General features: G+C 42.1%; 12 protein-coding genes. 8 read left to right on the forward strand and 4 right to left on the reverse strand.

Going from position 1 to position 16415, the window contains the following annotated elements; translation table 11 throughout:
* Positions 1-21 precede the first annotated feature (21 nt).
* The 5 genes from lolA (at position 22) to DXX92_RS09185 (ending at position 4473) form a co-directional block, all read left to right on the forward strand.
* Complete coding sequence (lolA, locus tag DXX92_RS09165; RefSeq protein WP_116000181.1) at positions 22-753, forward strand: outer membrane lipoprotein chaperone LolA; 732 nt, start codon at positions 22-24, stop codon at positions 751-753.
* A gap of 76 nt (positions 754-829) precedes the next feature.
* The gene (locus DXX92_RS09170) at positions 830-2134 is read left to right on the forward strand and encodes a replication-associated recombination protein A (RefSeq protein ID WP_245961546.1); all 1305 of its coding nucleotides are present in this window, start codon (positions 830-832) and stop codon (positions 2132-2134) included.
* Positions 2115-2510, forward strand: a complete 396-nt coding sequence (gene crcB, locus DXX92_RS09175) for a fluoride efflux transporter CrcB (RefSeq protein WP_116000183.1) — start codon at positions 2115-2117, stop codon at positions 2508-2510. The genes DXX92_RS09170 and crcB overlap by 20 nt, the downstream gene beginning before the upstream one ends.
* 11 nt (positions 2511-2521) lie before the next feature.
* Positions 2522-3805, forward strand: a complete 1284-nt coding sequence (gene serS / locus DXX92_RS09180; protein WP_116000184.1) for a serine--tRNA ligase — start codon at positions 2522-2524, stop codon at positions 3803-3805.
* Between the two features lie 185 nt (positions 3806-3990).
* A complete protein-coding gene (locus tag DXX92_RS09185) occupies positions 3991-4473 on the forward strand; it encodes a TlpA family protein disulfide reductase (protein ID WP_245961442.1) in 483 nt (160 codons plus the stop codon).
* Between the two features lie 189 nt (positions 4474-4662).
* Here the strand turns inward: DXX92_RS09185 and DXX92_RS09190 are convergent, their stop codons facing one another.
* On the reverse strand, positions 4663-6531 hold the full coding sequence (locus DXX92_RS09190) for a hypothetical protein (RefSeq protein ID WP_116000185.1): 1869 nt from the start codon (positions 6529-6531) through the stop codon (positions 4663-4665).
* A gap of 248 nt (positions 6532-6779) precedes the next feature.
* On the opposite strand from DXX92_RS09190, the gene DXX92_RS09195 reads away from it, so the two are divergent.
* Entirely contained in the window at positions 6780-7259 is a 480-nt protein-coding gene (locus DXX92_RS09195) for a low molecular weight protein-tyrosine-phosphatase (protein ID WP_245961443.1), read from the forward strand.
* Positions 7260-7345: 86 nt separating this feature from the next.
* Here DXX92_RS09195 and DXX92_RS09200 read toward each other — a convergent pair whose 3' ends face one another.
* Complete coding sequence (locus DXX92_RS09200) at positions 7346-8398, reverse strand: 3-deoxy-7-phosphoheptulonate synthase (protein WP_116000186.1); 1053 nt, start codon at positions 8396-8398, stop codon at positions 7346-7348.
* 134 nt (positions 8399-8532) lie between these two features.
* Positions 8533-9342 carry a posphoenolpyruvate synthetase regulatory kinase/phosphorylase PpsR gene (gene ppsR, locus DXX92_RS09205; protein ID WP_116000187.1) on the reverse strand — a complete coding sequence of 270 codons (810 nt, stop codon included), beginning with the start codon at positions 9340-9342 and terminating at the stop codon, positions 8533-8535.
* 218 nt (positions 9343-9560) lie between these two features.
* On the opposite strand from ppsR, the gene ppsA reads away from it, so the two are divergent.
* Both ppsA and ydiJ read left to right on the forward strand, forming a co-directional pair.
* Positions 9561-11936 carry a phosphoenolpyruvate synthase gene (gene ppsA, locus DXX92_RS09210; RefSeq protein ID WP_116002366.1) on the forward strand — a complete coding sequence of 792 codons (2376 nt, stop codon included), beginning with the start codon at positions 9561-9563 and terminating at the stop codon, positions 11934-11936.
* Between the two features lie 219 nt (positions 11937-12155).
* Positions 12156-15224, forward strand: a complete 3069-nt coding sequence (gene ydiJ, locus DXX92_RS09215) for a D-2-hydroxyglutarate dehydrogenase YdiJ (protein WP_116000188.1) — start codon at positions 12156-12158, stop codon at positions 15222-15224.
* Positions 15225-15389: 165 nt separating this feature from the next.
* Here the strand turns inward: ydiJ and DXX92_RS09220 are convergent, their stop codons facing one another.
* Positions 15390-16373 carry an LLM class flavin-dependent oxidoreductase gene (locus DXX92_RS09220; RefSeq protein WP_116000189.1) on the reverse strand — a complete coding sequence of 328 codons (984 nt, stop codon included), beginning with the start codon at positions 16371-16373 and terminating at the stop codon, positions 15390-15392.
* Positions 16374-16415: the final 42 nt, after the last annotated feature.

Raw genomic sequence — 16415 nt, forward strand, 5'->3', positions numbered from 1 at the left:
TCAAGAGAATTTAATTTGAAAATGAAAAAGAATTTTGTAGGTATGGCATTGTTTACTAGCATGGCCAATACCATGCTCACTGCCATGTTTACTGCGACTTTGAGTGTTAACTCCTTAGCTGTCGAAGTTAATGAGCAAGTACTAAATAGTGCAAATACTAATGAATTAGCTACGTCTGCAGCAAATAACCTGTTGGTAAACAACGAAGCTAAAACAGAGTTGCTGGCAAAACTAGCGCAGCTTGAAAACTTAGCAGCGAGCTTTACGCAAAATATTTATGATGTAGACAATAATCTGCTACAAACTGGGCACGGGCAGTTCACCTTAGCAGCTCCCAACTATTTAAACTGGCAAACGACATCTCCAGAAGAATCGACCTTAGTTTCTGATGGTGAAACCTTGTGGTTGTTCGACCCATTTATCGAACAAGTGACCGCTTATTCATTAGCCAATAGTATTAGCAATACACCTATTTTATTGCTAACCAGCACAGATGAATCACTTTGGCAGCAATACGAAATTAGCCAAATGGCCAATGAAACATTTAAAGTGGTTGCTAAAAGTGAAGATGCACAGGTGAAAGAATTGTTGCTAGCCTTTAGCGGGGATGTGCTATCAGGCTTTACCATTGTGGATGCAACTGGTCAGCACAGCGAGTTTCTTTTGGAAAATATCGCAGCAAACCAAACATTGGCAAGTGATGTATTTTCCTTTCAAGTCCCAGAGGGCATGCTGCTAGATGACCAGCGCTAAAGGCTCTTCTGGAACCAACCAAGGCTTTAACTTAGGACTAGAGCTTGATTTAGGCTTTGAGCAGCCAACTGAGTTTATGCCGCTCGCTGCCCGGCTTCGCCCCAAAACGTTAGATGATTATGTTGGGCAGCAACATATTTTGGGGCAAGGGATGCCGCTGCGCCAAGCGATTGAACAGCAGCAAAGTCATTCGGTTATTTTCTGGGGACCACCGGGTACTGGAAAAACCACATTAGCTGAGATCATGGCCAATCACGCTAATGCGGAAATTGAACGCATTTCGGCGGTCACTGACGGCATAAAAGAAATTCGTAAGGCAATTGAAGCGGCAAAAGACCGTTTGATTCATCGCCAGCAGCGCACGGTTTTGTTTGTTGATGAAGTGCATCGTTTCAACAAAAGTCAGCAAGACGCTTTTTTACCTCACATCGAAGATGGCACCATAGTATTTATCGGTGCGACGACAGAAAACCCAGCGTTTGAGTTAAATCGTGCTTTGTTATCTCGAGCACGGGTATATGTGCTAAATAAACTCATGGCTGAGGATTTAAGTCAGGTTTATCACAATGCGCTGACTCACATTAATGAAGACCGCGTAAAAAATAATTTACCAGCTATTACTTTCGAAGCTGAGGCCGTGAATAGCTTACTGTCGGTTGCCAGCGGTGATGCGCGGCGTCTACTCAATTTAATTGAAAACTCTCTGACTCACGCCGTTAATGGCTCAGCCATTACTGAGCAGCAATTGTTGGAAGTAGCGGGTAGTAAAATTGCGCTATACGATAAAGGCGGTGATGCCTTTTACGATTTAATCAGCGCTTTTCACAAATCAGTGCGTGGTTCAGATCCTGATGCGGCGTTATATTGGTTTGCCAGAATACTTACTGCAGGTGGAGACCCGCTATACGTTGCCCGTCGCCTGTTAGCCATTGCCAGCGAAGATGTGGGCAATGCTGACCCAAGAGCACTCACCATTGCCATAAATGCATGGGATACTTTCCAACGTGTTGGCCCGGCAGAAGGTGAGCGAGCAATTGCCCAAGCTGCGGTTTATCTGGCACTAGCGCCAAAGAGTAATGCTGTTTACACCGCGTTTAAACAAGCCATGGCGATGGCTGCGCAAACCAGTGAGCTAGATGTGCCTATTCATCTAAAAAACGCCACCAGCAATATCACCAAAGGGTTAGGGCATGGTCACGAATATCGGTATGCACATGACGAACCTAATGCTTTTGCCGCTGGCGAGTGTTATTTCCCACCAGAAATTAGCCATACACGGTTTTATCAGCCAACCGAGCGTGGCTTAGAAAAACAACTTAAGGCAAAACGAGAGTATTTAGACCAACTTAACAGGGATAGTGATGAGCAACGCTTTAAATAGTGTCAGTATGTATTTGCTAGTGGCACTTGGTGGTGCCTGTGGTGCAAGTTTACGGTTTTTTATTTCGCAATTAGTCCTAAATTGGCTAGGAAAGGGATTCCCTTTTGCGACATTGATCGTTAATATTTCGGGCTCATTTATAATGGGTCTGTTATACGGGCTTATAGAGCAGGGCGTTATAGAAGTCGCCATTACCCGAACATTGATTGGGATAGGCTTTCTAGGTGCATTAACGACCTTTTCAACGTTTTCATTAGATACTGTGCTGCTTATTCAGCATGGTGAGTATTTTAAAGCGGTTACCAATATACTGCTCAATGTTGTACTTTGTGTGGGTGCAGCAGCACTCGGTATATTTTTAGTAACCCATCGGTAAAGTGACTAACAATGCTTGACGCAAAACTTTTAAGAACTGATTTAGAACAAACAGCAGCAGCGCTCGCGAAACGCGGTTTTACACTTGATGTAGAAAAATTAACAGCGCTTGAAGAACAACGTAAAGCCATTCAGGTAAAGACCCAAGAATTACAAAGTGAGCGTAACTCACGGTCAAAATCAATTGGGCAAGCCAAAGCCCGTGGTGAAGATATTCAGCCATTGCTTGCACAAGTAAGCCAGTTAGGTGATGACCTAGAAGCTGCGAAAAACGAAGAAAAAGAAGTGTTAAAAGCAATTAATGATATTGCTGCAGCAGTGCCAAATATCACTCATGAGTCTGTGCCTGCAGGCGATAGCGAAGACGATAATGTTGAAGTTCGCAAATGGGGCGAACCAAAAGCTTACGATTTTGAAGTTAAAGATCATGTAGACATCGCGACCGCGTTAGACAAAGGACTGGACTTTGAAAGTGGTGCCAAGCTTGCGGGAACGCGTTTTGTGGTAATGCGTGGTCAAATTGCCAAGCTGCACCGTGCACTTGCTCAATTTATGCTTGATGTACATAGCGAAGAGCACGGCTATGAAGAAATGTATGTGCCTTACTTAGTTAACCACGATTCACTATACGGTACTGGTCAATTACCAAAGTTTGGTGAAGATTTATTCCACACTGACTTATCTTCAAAGACTTTCTCACTTATTCCTACCGCGGAAGTACCACTAACGAACTTAGTGCGCGATGAAATTGTTGATGAGAAAGAATTACCAATTAAGATGACTGCGCATACGCCATGTTTTCGCAGTGAAGCCGGTTCATCAGGCCGTGATATCCGTGGTCTAATTCGTCAGCATCAATTTGATAAAGTTGAAATGGTGCAACTTGTTAAACCAGAAACGTCATTTGATGCGTTAGAAGAATTAACAGCTCACGCTGAAAATATTCTGAAAAAGTTAGAACTTCCGTTTAGAACGGTTGTACTTTGTACCGGCGATATCGGCTTTAGCGCGACTAAAACTTACGATATTGAAGTATGGCTACCTGCGCAAAACACTTACCGTGAGATCTCGTCTTGTTCGAATATGGGTGACTTCCAAGCGCGTCGTATGCAAGCACGTTTCCGCAATAGTGAAACTAATAAGCCAGAATTGCTACACACACTTAATGGTTCTGGTTTAGCGGTTGGTCGCACGCTAGTCGCGATTTTGGAAAACTATCAGCAAGCTGATGGCTCAATTGAAATTCCAAAAGTATTGCAGCCATACATGAAAGGCTTAACTCACATTGGTAAATAGCTTTTGTTGCTATAAATAGAGTTCTGCTAGCATCGTTAACTTAAGTTAATGATAAAGTTAGCAATATGTGAAAAGTCCGGCTTATGCCGGATTTTTTGTTTCTAACAAATATTAATTACATTTTTAATGCAATGGTTTTAATTAATCTCGGGTCTTGATGAAAAAGTTATTCAGGATTTTGTATTTTGCTTAAAAACCTTTTCGTTCAAGCCATCGTTTTCGTATTAATTTTTCAGTTTGTCTCATGGGTTCGTGAAACGAATATGTTGTCTAGTGATACGCAAGTATCGCAAGATATTGTACTTACTTCGTTAGATGGTGACGAAGTGGCAATTAAAGCAGATAGTAAACCACTGGTCCTTTATTTTTTTGCGCCTTGGTGTCAGATCTGCCACATGAGTATTGGCAACCTGCAATCAATTTACGAGAAAAATAGTGATATTGATGTTATTGCCGTTGCACTCGATTATACAGAGCAAGACGAAGTAGTAAGGTTTACTCAGCAGCACCAACTCACATTCCCTGTGGTTTATGGTAATGAACGCCTTAAACAAGAACTGATGGTGAGTGGTTATCCTAGCTATTATGTACTTAATGAAGATAACACAGTTGAAAGTAAATCTATGGGGTACTCAACTGAGTTAGGTATTTATTTACGCGCTTTGTAAGTTACGTTTCGTGGCTTGTGCTTTACAACCGATATTATTGTAAATCGTGTTCTTAATATGAGCTGGGCAAACTAATGTATCGTGTAGCTAGTTTGCTTGGCGTCTTTTGAAGGTGTAGTCTATCACAGTGAGCGACTGGATTATCTGCACATAGCTTTTACGGCTTTTATCGCTTTATCAATCGACTAATTAGCTTTTTAATCCAGCAAGCTCTGCCTCAAGTTCTTTTACACGATTATTGGCTTTGGCAGCACTATTGGTAAGTCGTTCAAAGGTATTAGTTTGATTGTACTTCATAAACTCGATTTGCTCTTTAAGCTTAACGCGTTCTTCCTTCGCTTCCTTGCCATTCATTTGTTCTTGATGCAGTTGATTTTCTAGTTCTCTTACTTTTAACAAGGCTTGCTCTGATTTGGTGGTTAGTCTTTCTACCGTGGCAATATTATTGCTTTTTACGAACTCCACTTGGCTTGTAAGCTTGGCATTTTCTTGACGCAGCTCATTGGCTTGGAGCTCAGCGTTACTAATTTTTGCTTCTGCTTGTGAATATGTTTGTTGTTGCTTGGTGAAGTTTTCTTTATCTACTTGGTGTGCTTGCGTCGATTCTTCCAATTTCTGTGTTAATTGGTTAATTTTCGTCGCGGCATCAGACACTGATTCCTTCAGCTGATCAATGATTTCATCTTTATTAAGTGATGCTTCGTTTAGCGCTTCTGTGTTCGCTTCTCGCTGCGCTATTTCACTAGATAGCAGGTCATTTTGTTGTTGCGCCTTTTTAAGCTTGTCCTCGCTATCAGTTGCCTGTTGTTTATATTGACTAAGTTCACTCGTTAATGACTGAATCACATCATCGGAACCCTTAGTCGCTTCAGACAATAAATCAGTTTGGCGGTTGTTCAACTCTGTAACGGTTTGATGGTGAGCCGCTTTTATCGCATCAATGTCACTGGCATGCTGCTGATTGATATCATCAATCACTGATTGGTGATCGCTCGTCAGCGCTTCTAATTCAGTGATTCGCGACTGGAATTGCTGTGTCACTGCTTCTCGCTCGTAGGATAATGCTTGTTCGTGGGCAAGGTTAAGGGATTCGATGGCACTAGAATGCTCATTTTTTGCGGTTTGTAAGTGGTGCTCTAAATTTGAAATTTGCAGGTTGCTTGCTTCTGAGGCTTGAGTTATTGATTCCTGGTGGTTTTGCTCCAGTTCAGCTAATTTCTGAGCAGATAGTTCCCTGAACTCTGTAAATGTTGTCGTTGTTTCAGAGAGTTCATCCCTTAATTGCTGTGCTTCGCTGCCGTGCTGTTTAACGAGTTGCTCTTCTAGCGCACTTAATGCGTTTTGCTTATCGTCTTGTGCTTGCAACTTATATGAGGAAAATTCTTTAGTAACCTTATCTAATGACTCATGAAGTTGTTGCTCAATTTCTTGATGATTTGCTATTAACCTTTGTTCAAGTGCAGTTAAAGCCTCTTCTTGGGCGTGCTTTGCGTGCTCTTTATTTTCTCGTAATTCATTCTTAAGGTGAGCTATTGAGTCATCGCGATCTTTGGTAAAGCTCGCCATGCTTTGCTTATGACGCTGTGTTATCGCGTCAATTTCACTTGTGTGTTCTGATATTCGAGCGGTCATACTTTGCTGATGCTCTTCTTTAATCTGCTGAATGTGTTCAGCTTGTTCTGTTTTTAAATAAGCAATAATTTCAGTGAGTGATGCATTTTCGCTTTGTACATCAGTTAACAGGTTCTCTACCTTGGCAAGCTTATTCGTTAGGTAGCTTTCTAGCTGACTCGCATGATTAATTCTTTGTTGATATTCACCAACTGCATTAGCTACTGACTTTTCAATATCAGCATTAATTTGCTTTAAAATATGATCGCTTAAAGATGGTAGTTCAGATTGTTGATGGCTAATTTCGGCTCGCCACTGATTGAAAAATTTAACGAGTAGTTGTTGAGGGGCGTCAAAGTGATCAAACAAGGCTTCAATAACATTCCCTTGCTCGGTTTTAGATACTTCATCACAAAAGCGCTTGATGTCTTCGTATGCTACAGACACTCTTATATTCCTTTATTGCGTTTTATTTAGCCACAGTAATTTTTAACATATTATTTACTGAGGTTAAATGTATAGAATTGAATAATATGACAATTAAACGAAGGTTAAGTGGCGTATGATCATCAATATTTATTTTCACGTAGACGAATAAATAGGGTTTAGTTAATCTATAAATACCTAATAACAACGGATAGCTAGGGGCTCGGCGCTAGTTAGCCAATAACAAACTAATTATTCGGGCATTAAACATGACTTCTTCCTTGTCTTCAGTTAATTCAATTCTTTTTGTCTGCATGGGCAATATTTGCCGTTCGCCAACTGCCGAAGCTGTGTTTAGAGCTAAGGCGAATCAAGCTGGGTTGGATATAACAATTGATTCCGCCGGAACAATCGGCGCCCATGTTCGTGAAAAACCTGATCACAGATCACAAAAAGCAGGAATGGAACGCGGCTATTCGTTTGAAGGTATTCGCTCGCGAAAAGTTGCTAGTTCAGATTTTGAAAAGTTTGATTTAGTGTTAGCAATGGATAACCAAAATTTACAAGATTTGCTGACTAATTCACCGACCGAACACCATCATAAAATAAAACTTTTCTTGGAGTTTGCTGATAACTTTGAAGAAACGGAAGTGCCAGATCCATACTATGGCGGTGCAGGCGGGTTTAAATACGTGGTAGATTTAATTGAAGATGCGAGCGATGGACTGATTAATCGCATTCGTGAGTAGTTAATTATTAAAAGCAAGTAATGCAAGAAAAAACGAGGCATAAGCCTCGTTTTTTCTCCGTAAATTGCGTAGTTACAACACCAGATTTAACTTCTGCGTTTTTTCACTGCGTCGGCTAATACCGCTAACACGTCTTCACTCGTGCTAAAGTTGATACAGGCATCTGTGATACTTTGACCATAAGTTTTCGCTTTGCCATCAATAACTTCTTGGCGGCCTTCAACAATAAAACTTTCAATCATCACACCAAAAATAGCTGTTGAACCGCCAGCAATTTGCATTGCAATATCTTGCGCTACCATCGGTTGTTTGCTGTGGTCTTTACTGCTGTTGCCATGACTACAATCAACCATTAATGGCTTATTAATGCCTGAATTAAACAAAGCTTCTTGCGCTGCTTCAACGTGATTTGCTTGATAGTTTGGTTCCTTGCCGCCGCGTAAAATTACATGCGCGTGAGGATTGCCATGTGTTTGGTAAATACACATTTGGCCTTTTTTATCTGGTGAGTAGAGTACGTGGGGAACGCTAGATGCCTTAATGGCATCGACGGCAATTTTTACATTGCCATCAGTACCATTTTTAAAACCTACAGGGCAGGAAAGTGCTGAGGCAAGCTCTCTGTGGACTTGACTTTCTGTAGTACGGGCGCCAATTGCGCCCCATGTAATCAAGTCAGAGATATATTGGCCCGTGACCATATCTAAGAACTCAGTGCCCGCTGGTAAACCTAACTCGTTAATATCGACTAATAGATTACGAGCTAAATTTAGCCCTTTTGCTACATGAAAAGATTTATCTAGATCAGGGTCACTAATTAGCCCCTTCCAGCCAACGGTTGTGCGCGGTTTTTCAAAATAAACACGCATAACAATCATTAACTCGTCTTGATATTTGTCGTGCAATACTTTGAGTTGCTTAGCGTAGTCTAGCGCTGCTTCAGGATCGTGTATTGAACAAGGGCCAATAACAACCACTAAACGGTCATCTTCTTTGTTAATGATGCGTTCTACTTGCGCTCTACTTTCAATAATAAATTCAGCGGTTTGCTCAGAAAGTGGGATTTGTTCAGCTAATTCTGCAGGTGAGGCGAGATGCTCAATTAGCGTGGTTCTAATTTCGTCGGTTTTGATAGTCATTTAACTTAGCTTTAATGTGCTGCCGACAAGTATGCTTTTAGGCTTAAGCGGCAGCATGAATAATTGCGGTTAACATAGCGAAAAAGCTAACTAAAGTGAATTAGTTTTATCGCTAGTTACCGCAATTTATCGCATTAGTACTTATGACGACGCAGGCCCGTTTCTGCCAGAATTTTTGCAGTGATTTCTTCTACTGAAAACTTTGTCGAATTAATGAACGGAATTTTCTCTTTTTTATAGAGTTTCTCCACTTCTCTAAGCTCCATTCGACACTGTCTGGCCGAGGAGTATTTACTGTTTGCTCTGCGGTTATCACGGATGTCCATCAATCGCTCTGGATCTATCGTTAAACCAAAGATTTTTTTCTTATGCTGCTTAAGGAAATTAGGCAGTTTAAGCTCGTCCATATCGTCATCAGTAAATGGATAATTCGCCGCTTTGATACCGTATTGTAGTGCTAAATAAAGAGAAGTTGGCGTTTTACCTGAGCGCGAAACGCCTACTAAAATAATGTCGGCATCGGCGTAGTTGGTAACATTTGAACCATCATCGTTCGCTAGTGCATAGTTAACTGCATCAATACGATAGTCATAACTATTTTCGTGAATACTATGGGTGCGATGCGCTTTGGGTTTGGCTTGTACGTTTAATTCTTTTTCCAGTGGCGAAACAAAATGCTCTAAGAAGTTATAAATAATAGCATCACAGCTGTCGATAATTGCTCGTATCTCAGGGTTAACAAAGGTATGAAAAACCAGCGGCTTTTCACCGGAGCGTTTAGAAATAGCATTAATTTTAGCTTTTGCTTCTTCGGCTTTTGCCACAGTTTCTACAAAAGATATCGTATGGTGTTCAAACTCCATGGGGAATAGGGAAAGTAAGGCATGGCCAAAAACTTCAGAAGTAATCGCGGTTCCGTCTGAAATATAGAAAGCTGGGCGCATTTTGATCTCTCTTTTGAAAACTTACAAATTTTGTTTTGGTATTCGTGGGCTCCAGTGTAGAATGGCCGCGCTTTAAATATCAAACATATTTCCAGCTAGTGGTATTGTTTTTGATCGAAGTCTATATTCAAGTGGCTTTTGCTCGTTAGCATTAATAACGTGACTAGAGTTACTTGACTATATACTTTACAAAAATGACTAATCTTGGAGATATTGTCGTGCAAGAAAACGTACTTTGGTATGAACAGCTGGGAATGAATGATGTCGACCGTGTTGGCGGTAAAAATGCATCATTAGGTGAAATGATTTCAAACCTGGCTAATGTTGGGGTGCAAGTCCCTGGCGGTTTTGCCACTACAGCCTTCGCATTTAATGAATTTCTTGAACAAAGTGGCCTAAACGACAAAATTTATCAATTGCTAGACAGCCTAGATGTTAGCGATGTTAACGCGCTAGCTGAGTGCGGCGCTACTATTCGTCAATGGATTATTGACACTCCTTTCCTTCCGCAAATGCAACAAGATATTGAGCAAGCTTACGCAAAGCTCGCTGGCGAATTTACTGAAGACGCTTCATTTGCGGTACGTTCATCGGCCACCGCAGAAGATATGCCTGATGCTTCATTTGCTGGCCAACAGGAAACTTTCCTAAACGTTAAAGGCCTTGATGCGGTAATGGTAGCGATTAAGCACGTATTTGCTTCGCTATTTAATGACCGTGCTATCTCATATCGTGTTCACCAAGGTTATGACCATCGTGGTGTTGCGCTATCAGCCGGTATTCAGCGTATGGTGCGCAGTGACATCGCAGCAAGTGGTGTAATGTTCTCAATTGACACTGAATCTGGCTTTGAAGGTGTGGTATTTATCACTTCAAGCTACGGCTTAGGTGAAATGGTGGTGCAAGGGGCGGTAAACCCAGATGAATTTTATGTGCACAAGCCAACGCTAGCTAATGGCAAGCCAGCAGTAGTACGCCGCACTATTGGTAGTAAAGCGATTAAGATGGTTTACGCACAAAGCCAAGAGCACGGTAAGCAAGTTGAAATTGTTGACATGGAAGAGTCGCTTTCTAACCAGTTCTCTATTACTGATGAAGAAGTGATGGAGCTTGCCAAGCAAGCCGTGATAATTGAAAAGCATTACGGTCGTCCAATGGATATTGAGTGGGCGAAAGACGGCTTAGACGGTAAACTTTATATCGTTCAGGCACGTCCTGAAACGGTTCGTAGCCGCGAAAGCGCTAATGTAATGGAACAGTTCCAGTTACAAGAAACTGCTGCTGTGATTTGTGAAGGTCGTGCGATTGGCCACAAAATTGGTTCAGGTACCGCAAAAGTACTTTCGTCACTAGAAGAGATGGACAAAATCCAGCCGGGTGATGTACTTGTCACTGATATGACTGATCCTGATTGGGAGCCAATCATGAAGCGCGCGTCAGCGATTGTTACTAACCGTGGTGGTCGTACTTGTCACGCGGCGATCATCGCGCGTGAAATGGGTATTCCAGCGGTTGTTGGTTGTGGTGATGCAACAACGCGTATTAAAGCGGGCGACGAAATTACCGTTTCTTGTGCTGAAGGTGATACCGGTTTTATTTACGACGGTAAATTGGAATTCTCAGTGACCACTTCGCAAGTGGATGAAATGCCTGAGTTACCACTTAAAATAATGATGAATGTGGGTAACCCAGATCGCGCATTCACTTTTGCGCGTTTACCACACGCTGGTATTGGTTTAGCCCGTTTAGAGTTTATCATTAACAAAATGATCGGTGTGCATCCAAAAGCTTTGCTTAACTACGATGCGCAATCTGCTGACTTAAAAGCGGAAATTGACGATATTATAGCTGGTTATGCCAACCCAGTTGAATTCTACATTGCCAAGTTAACCGAAGGTATTTCAACGTTAGCGGCAGCTTATGCACCGGAGCGCGTGATTGTTCGTATGTCTGATTTTAAATCAAACGAATACGCGAACTTAGTTGGCGGTGAAGAATTTGAACCAGAAGAAGAAAACCCAATGATTGGCTACCGTGGTGCTTCTCGTTATATTTCTGAAGACTTCCGCGATTGTTTTGCCCTTGAATGTGAAGCGGTAAAACGTGTCCGTAATGAAATGGGCTTAACCAATGTTGAGATCATGATCCCGTTTGTACGTACCTTGGAAGAAGCGTCAGCAGTTATTGATATTCTTGCTGAGCATGGTTTAGAGCGTGGCAAAGACGGCTTAAAAGTGATCATGATGTGTGAATTACCATCGAATGCACTTTTAGCTGATCAATTTTTAGATTACTTCGACGGCTTCTCTATTGGTTCAAATGATTTAACGCAATTAACCTTGGGTCTAGACCGTGATTCTGGCTTAATTGCGCACTTATTTGACGAGCGTAATCCAGCAGTAAAAGCGCTACTAGCCATGGCGATTAAAGCCTGTAAAGCTCGCGGTAAGTACGTGGGTATTTGTGGTCAAGGGCCAAGCGATCACGCTGATTTTGCCGCTTGGTTGGTAGAGCAGGGCATTGACAGTGTCTCACTGAACCCTGACACCGTATTACCAACTTGGTTGTACTTAGCCGAGCAGTACCAAGCTTAAGCAATTCAAAGCTGAGTAATACCAAAGTTAAGTAAACATTAGCGTTGAAAGCGCTATAGCTAAGCTATTTAGTAGCTATAACAGTGCTATGTAGCATTTATAAAAAAAGCCTAAGCAAGTATAAAAACTGCTTAGGCTTTTTTCGTTTATCACTCCCATTCAGTATGCGTCATGCTATACTGATTTCCTGTAAATTTTCATGTTGTTATTGCTGTTCGTATGCTTCCTAGGTTAGACCCTGTTGAATTAATTAAACCGATTTATCAAGACTTTATAAACGCGCTTAAGCAAACCGCCTATAAAGGTGAAATAAATAGCCAATATAGTGCTCGTTTAGCGGTAGCGACCGACAATAGTGTCTACCAACAATTGCCGCAATTAGTGCTGTGTCCGCGCACTAAACAAGATGTGCAACTTATCACTGAACTGTCGAGCCAAGCGCGATTTAATGACATTAAGTTCAGTGCTCGCGGCGGCGGTACAGGCACCAACGGCCAAAGTTTAACGCCGGGTGTGGTGATAGATTTATCAAAATTTATGAACCGCATACTGGAAATCAATGTCGAAGAAAACTGGGTTCGAGTGGAAGCTGGCGTTGTTAAAGATCAGTTAAATGACTACTTACGCCCACACGGTTTCTTTTTCTCGCCTGACTTATCCACGTCAAACCGCGCTACTATTGGCGGTATGATTAATACTGATGCCTCAGGTCAAGGCTCCTTGGTTTACGGTAAAACCTCAGATCACGTATTAGGGCTATCATCGGTTTTAGCTGATGGTTCACTAATTAATACCCAGCCGATGCCAATAGAACAGGCGGAAACGTTAGCGTTAGAAAATAGCAGTTTAGGTAAAATTACTAAGCAGCTGCTAGCCAGTTGTCGTGATAACCGTGAGCTCATTCTTAACAAATTCCCGCGCTTAAACCGCTTTTTAACCGGTTATGATTTAGAGCACGTCTTTAATGATGACTTAACTGTATTCGACCCAACTCGTGTCATCACTGGCTCAGAAGGTTCACTGGCGGTGGTTTGCGAAGCAAAACTCAACTTAACGCCTATATCAAAAGCCAAAGCCTTGGTGAATATTAAGTACGACAGTTTTGACTCAGCGCTAAGACACTCGCCTGACTTAGTTAGAGCAGAGGCAACCTCAGTTGAAACCATTGATAGCAAAGTACTTAACCTCGCCAAAGAAGATATTATTTGGCACACCGTTAGCGACTTGATCACTGACGTGCCAGATAAGGTCATGGATGGCCTTAACATGGTTGAGTACAACGATGAGTCGACAGAAGCACTAGAGCAGCGTATCGAAGTCCTTGAAGGCATTTTGCAACAAGATATGGCGGCTAATAAAGGCATTATTGGTTATCAAATCACATACGATCTTGGCAGCATTGGTCGTTTGTATGCGATGCGAAAAAAGGCGGTAGGTTTACTCGGTAACACACAAGGTAGTCAAAAGCCGCTGGCCTTTGCCGAAGATACTGCTGTGCCTCCAGAAAACCTAGCGGATTTTATTGGCGAATTTCGCGAGTTGTTAGACAGCCACCAGCTTAATTACGGTATGTTTGGCCATGTTGATGCCGGTGTTTTGCATGTTAGACCTGCGCTAGATATGTGCGATCCTGAGCAAGAAAAGTTACTTCGCACCATTTCCGATCAAGTTGTACAGTTAACCGCTAAATATGGCGGCCTAATGTGGGGTGAGCACGGCAAAGGTTACCGCAGTGAATACGGTCCTGAATTTTTCGGTGAAACTTTGTTTAACGAGCTACGAAAAGTCAAAACTGCATTCGACCCGCTCAATAAAATGAATCCGGGAAAAATTTGTACACCGATAGATTCACAAGAATCTTTAGTTTCTGTCGATGATACTAAGCGCGGCTATTTTGACCGCCAAATCTCAACGCCGATTAAAACCTCTTTTGAATCTGTGCTTGGCTGTAACGGTAACGGTTTATGTTTCAACTATGATACATCAAGTCCGATGTGTCCTTCATCAAAGGTTACGCGTGACCGAAGACATTCGCCCAAAGGCCGAGCTGGCTTAATGCGTGAGTGGTTGCGCTTAATGGAAAATAAAGGCGTCGATTTACTTAAAGTTGAAGAAGACCTTGATGGTTGGTCGGTAAAACGCTTGTTAGATAAAGTTAAAAACAGTATTTCTACTAGCTTATCGGACAAAAACAACAACGACTTTTCTCATGAAGTGATGGACGCGATGCAAGGCTGTTTGGCATGTAAGGCTTGTGCTAGCCAGTGTCCGATCAAAGTTGATGTACCTGATTTTAGAGCCCGCTTCATTAATCTGTATCACAGCCGTTACTTTAGACCGCTAAAAGATCACTTAGTCGCGAACGTTGAGACACTAACACCCATGATGGCGAAAGTGCCTAAACTCACTAATGCTGTGCTTGGTTCAAGTATTTACCAATCGTTTTCGAAAACGGCGATCGGCTATGTTGATACGCCATTGTTGAGTTACCCAACCTTAAAGCAGCGATTAGCTAATCGCGATTTTACCCAGTTTGATTTAGCGAAGTTAATGCTGCGCACAGAGCAGGAGAAAGCGAAAACCTTGCTCGTGGTGCAAGACCCGTTTACAACCTTCTACGATGCAAAATCTGTTGAGGCGCTAATGGTATTGGCGAGAAAACTCGGTTTTGACCCAATATTATTGCCGTTTAAACCTAATGGTAAAGCTCAGCATGTGAAGGGCTTTTTATCTCGATTTGCCAAAACTGCACAGTCCACAGCAGATTTTCTTAATGAGTTGCATGAGCTGGGCATTGCCATGGTCGGGATGGATGCGTCATTAGCGCTATGCTACCGCGATGAATACCGTCAAATATTGGGTGATAAACGTGGTGACTTTAATGTGTTTCTTGCCCATGAATGGTTGGCAAAGGTTGTAGAAACTACAACTCCAGAAGAACATCCTAGCGTTGCAGCTAGTGTCGATTTTAAGTTGTTTGCTCATTGTACTGAAAAAACGGCTTTGCCTAAGTCTGAGCAACAATGGCAGCACATATTTAGTCACTTTGGTTTTACGCTAGATAAAGTAGCCGTTGGCTGTTGTGGTATGGCAGGTACATACGGTCATGAAGCCGTGAACCTAGATAACTCAAAGACCTTGTTTGAAATGAGCTGGCAAGGCAAGTTAAACGAGCTAAAAGATGAACAAGTATTGGTAACGGGCTTCTCATGTCGCAGTCAGGCGAAACGTTTTGCCAAAGTACAGGCTAGACATCCTGTAGAAGCGTTGGCGCAACTGTTATCATAGCCGTTTAAAAATTGACGTTTAAAAGTAGTTTCAGAAAAGCATATAAAAGCCGCTAGGCGAGTGATAGCTCGTTATTAGCGGCTTTTTTGTCAGCTATTTTGTGTTTTGTTAGTTATTTTGTGTTTTGTTAGTTATTTTTGTGGTTGTAAGTGGTATCAGTAAAGCTTAACTAAACGCTTTTTTCACTAATTCAAAACTCTTTTTACGATCTTCAAAGTGGTAAACATTCGAGACCATCATCACTTCGTCGGCATTAAACTGTGCTTGAATTTCATCTATGGTGGCTTTGACTTGTGCTGGTGTGCCAATTGCGCGTCTTGGCAATCGTTGTAGGATAAAAGCACTTAACTGAGGTGAAATTGGATATTCCGCCACTTGCTCAGGCGTTAAGAAGTCACCTTGCCACTCGCCGGTAATGTAGCGATAGTAATTGACCTCGTAACTCTTAGCGAGCAGGTGCGCATAGTCTTCATCCTCTGCGCAGAAAGTGGCAATTGTTACCGAAGTATATGGCGTTTCTTGCTTAGCATTTGGTTTAAAGTGCTGCTGATAATAATTGGTAACCTGTGTTGATGCATGTGGGTTAATAAATAGCGCTAAATTGTATGGTAAACCATGCTGAGCGGCTAAAACGGCGCTGTCTTGGCTTGAACCTAACATCCACATTGGCAAATCTTTCGGCGGTTTCGGACTGACGGTTGGTTCTGTGCTTTCATTGTTTAGGTAATGCCACAGCTCTTCAACCTGCTGAGGAAACTTATGAAAATCTGGGCGTCCATTAGGTGCAAGTGCAGATGCGGTTAGCATATCGGTACCTGGAGCGCGGCCAATACCTAAATCAATGCGCTCTGGGTATAAGTTGGCTAACATTGAAAATACTTCAGCTATTTTGTAACTGCTGTAGTGAGGCAACATAATACCACCCGAGCCCAAGCGAATTTTACTGGTCGCTGCCCCTAATGCTGCAAGTAATACTTCTGGAGCACTGCCCGCTAGGGCAACAAAACCATGATGCTCTGAAATCCAAAAGCGATGATAGCCGAGTTGCTCACAAAACTGCGCCATCTCAATAGTTTCCTGGAGGGCTGTAGTGGCTGAGTCAAAGGTGCGAGCGAATGATTGATCTAATACCGAAAGTTTAAAATTCATAACTGGGCTTTGTTTTATCTTAGTGGTTAATTGGAGTTTGAA

Origin of the sequence: Thalassotalea euphylliae (assembly GCF_003390395.1) — a bacterium.
GTDB lineage: Bacteria > Pseudomonadota > Gammaproteobacteria > Enterobacterales > Alteromonadaceae > Thalassotalea_F > Thalassotalea_F euphylliae_C.

What these genes read in the sequence shown, in the direction of transcription:
- ydiJ (WP_116000188.1), top strand. Translation starts at nt 12,156, where the DNA reads ATGCTTCCTAGGTTAGACCCTGTTGAATTAATTAAACCGATTTATCAA.
- serS (WP_116000184.1), top strand. Translation starts at nt 2,522, where the DNA reads ATGCTTGACGCAAAACTTTTAAGAACTGATTTAGAACAAACAGCAGCA.
- DXX92_RS09170 (WP_245961546.1), top strand. Translation starts at nt 830, where the DNA reads ATGCCGCTCGCTGCCCGGCTTCGCCCCAAAACGTTAGATGATTATGTT.
- DXX92_RS09220 (WP_116000189.1), bottom strand. Translation starts at nt 16,373, where the DNA reads ATGAATTTTAAACTTTCGGTATTAGATCAATCATTCGCTCGCACCTTT.
- lolA (WP_116000181.1), top strand. Translation starts at nt 22, where the DNA reads ATGAAAAAGAATTTTGTAGGTATGGCATTGTTTACTAGCATGGCCAAT.
- crcB (WP_116000183.1), top strand. Translation starts at nt 2,115, where the DNA reads ATGAGCAACGCTTTAAATAGTGTCAGTATGTATTTGCTAGTGGCACTT.
- DXX92_RS09195 (WP_245961443.1), top strand. Translation starts at nt 6,780, where the DNA reads ATGACTTCTTCCTTGTCTTCAGTTAATTCAATTCTTTTTGTCTGCATG.
- DXX92_RS09200 (WP_116000186.1), bottom strand. Translation starts at nt 8,398, where the DNA reads ATGACTATCAAAACCGACGAAATTAGAACCACGCTAATTGAGCATCTC.
- ppsR (WP_116000187.1), bottom strand. Translation starts at nt 9,342, where the DNA reads ATGCGCCCAGCTTTCTATATTTCAGACGGAACCGCGATTACTTCTGAA.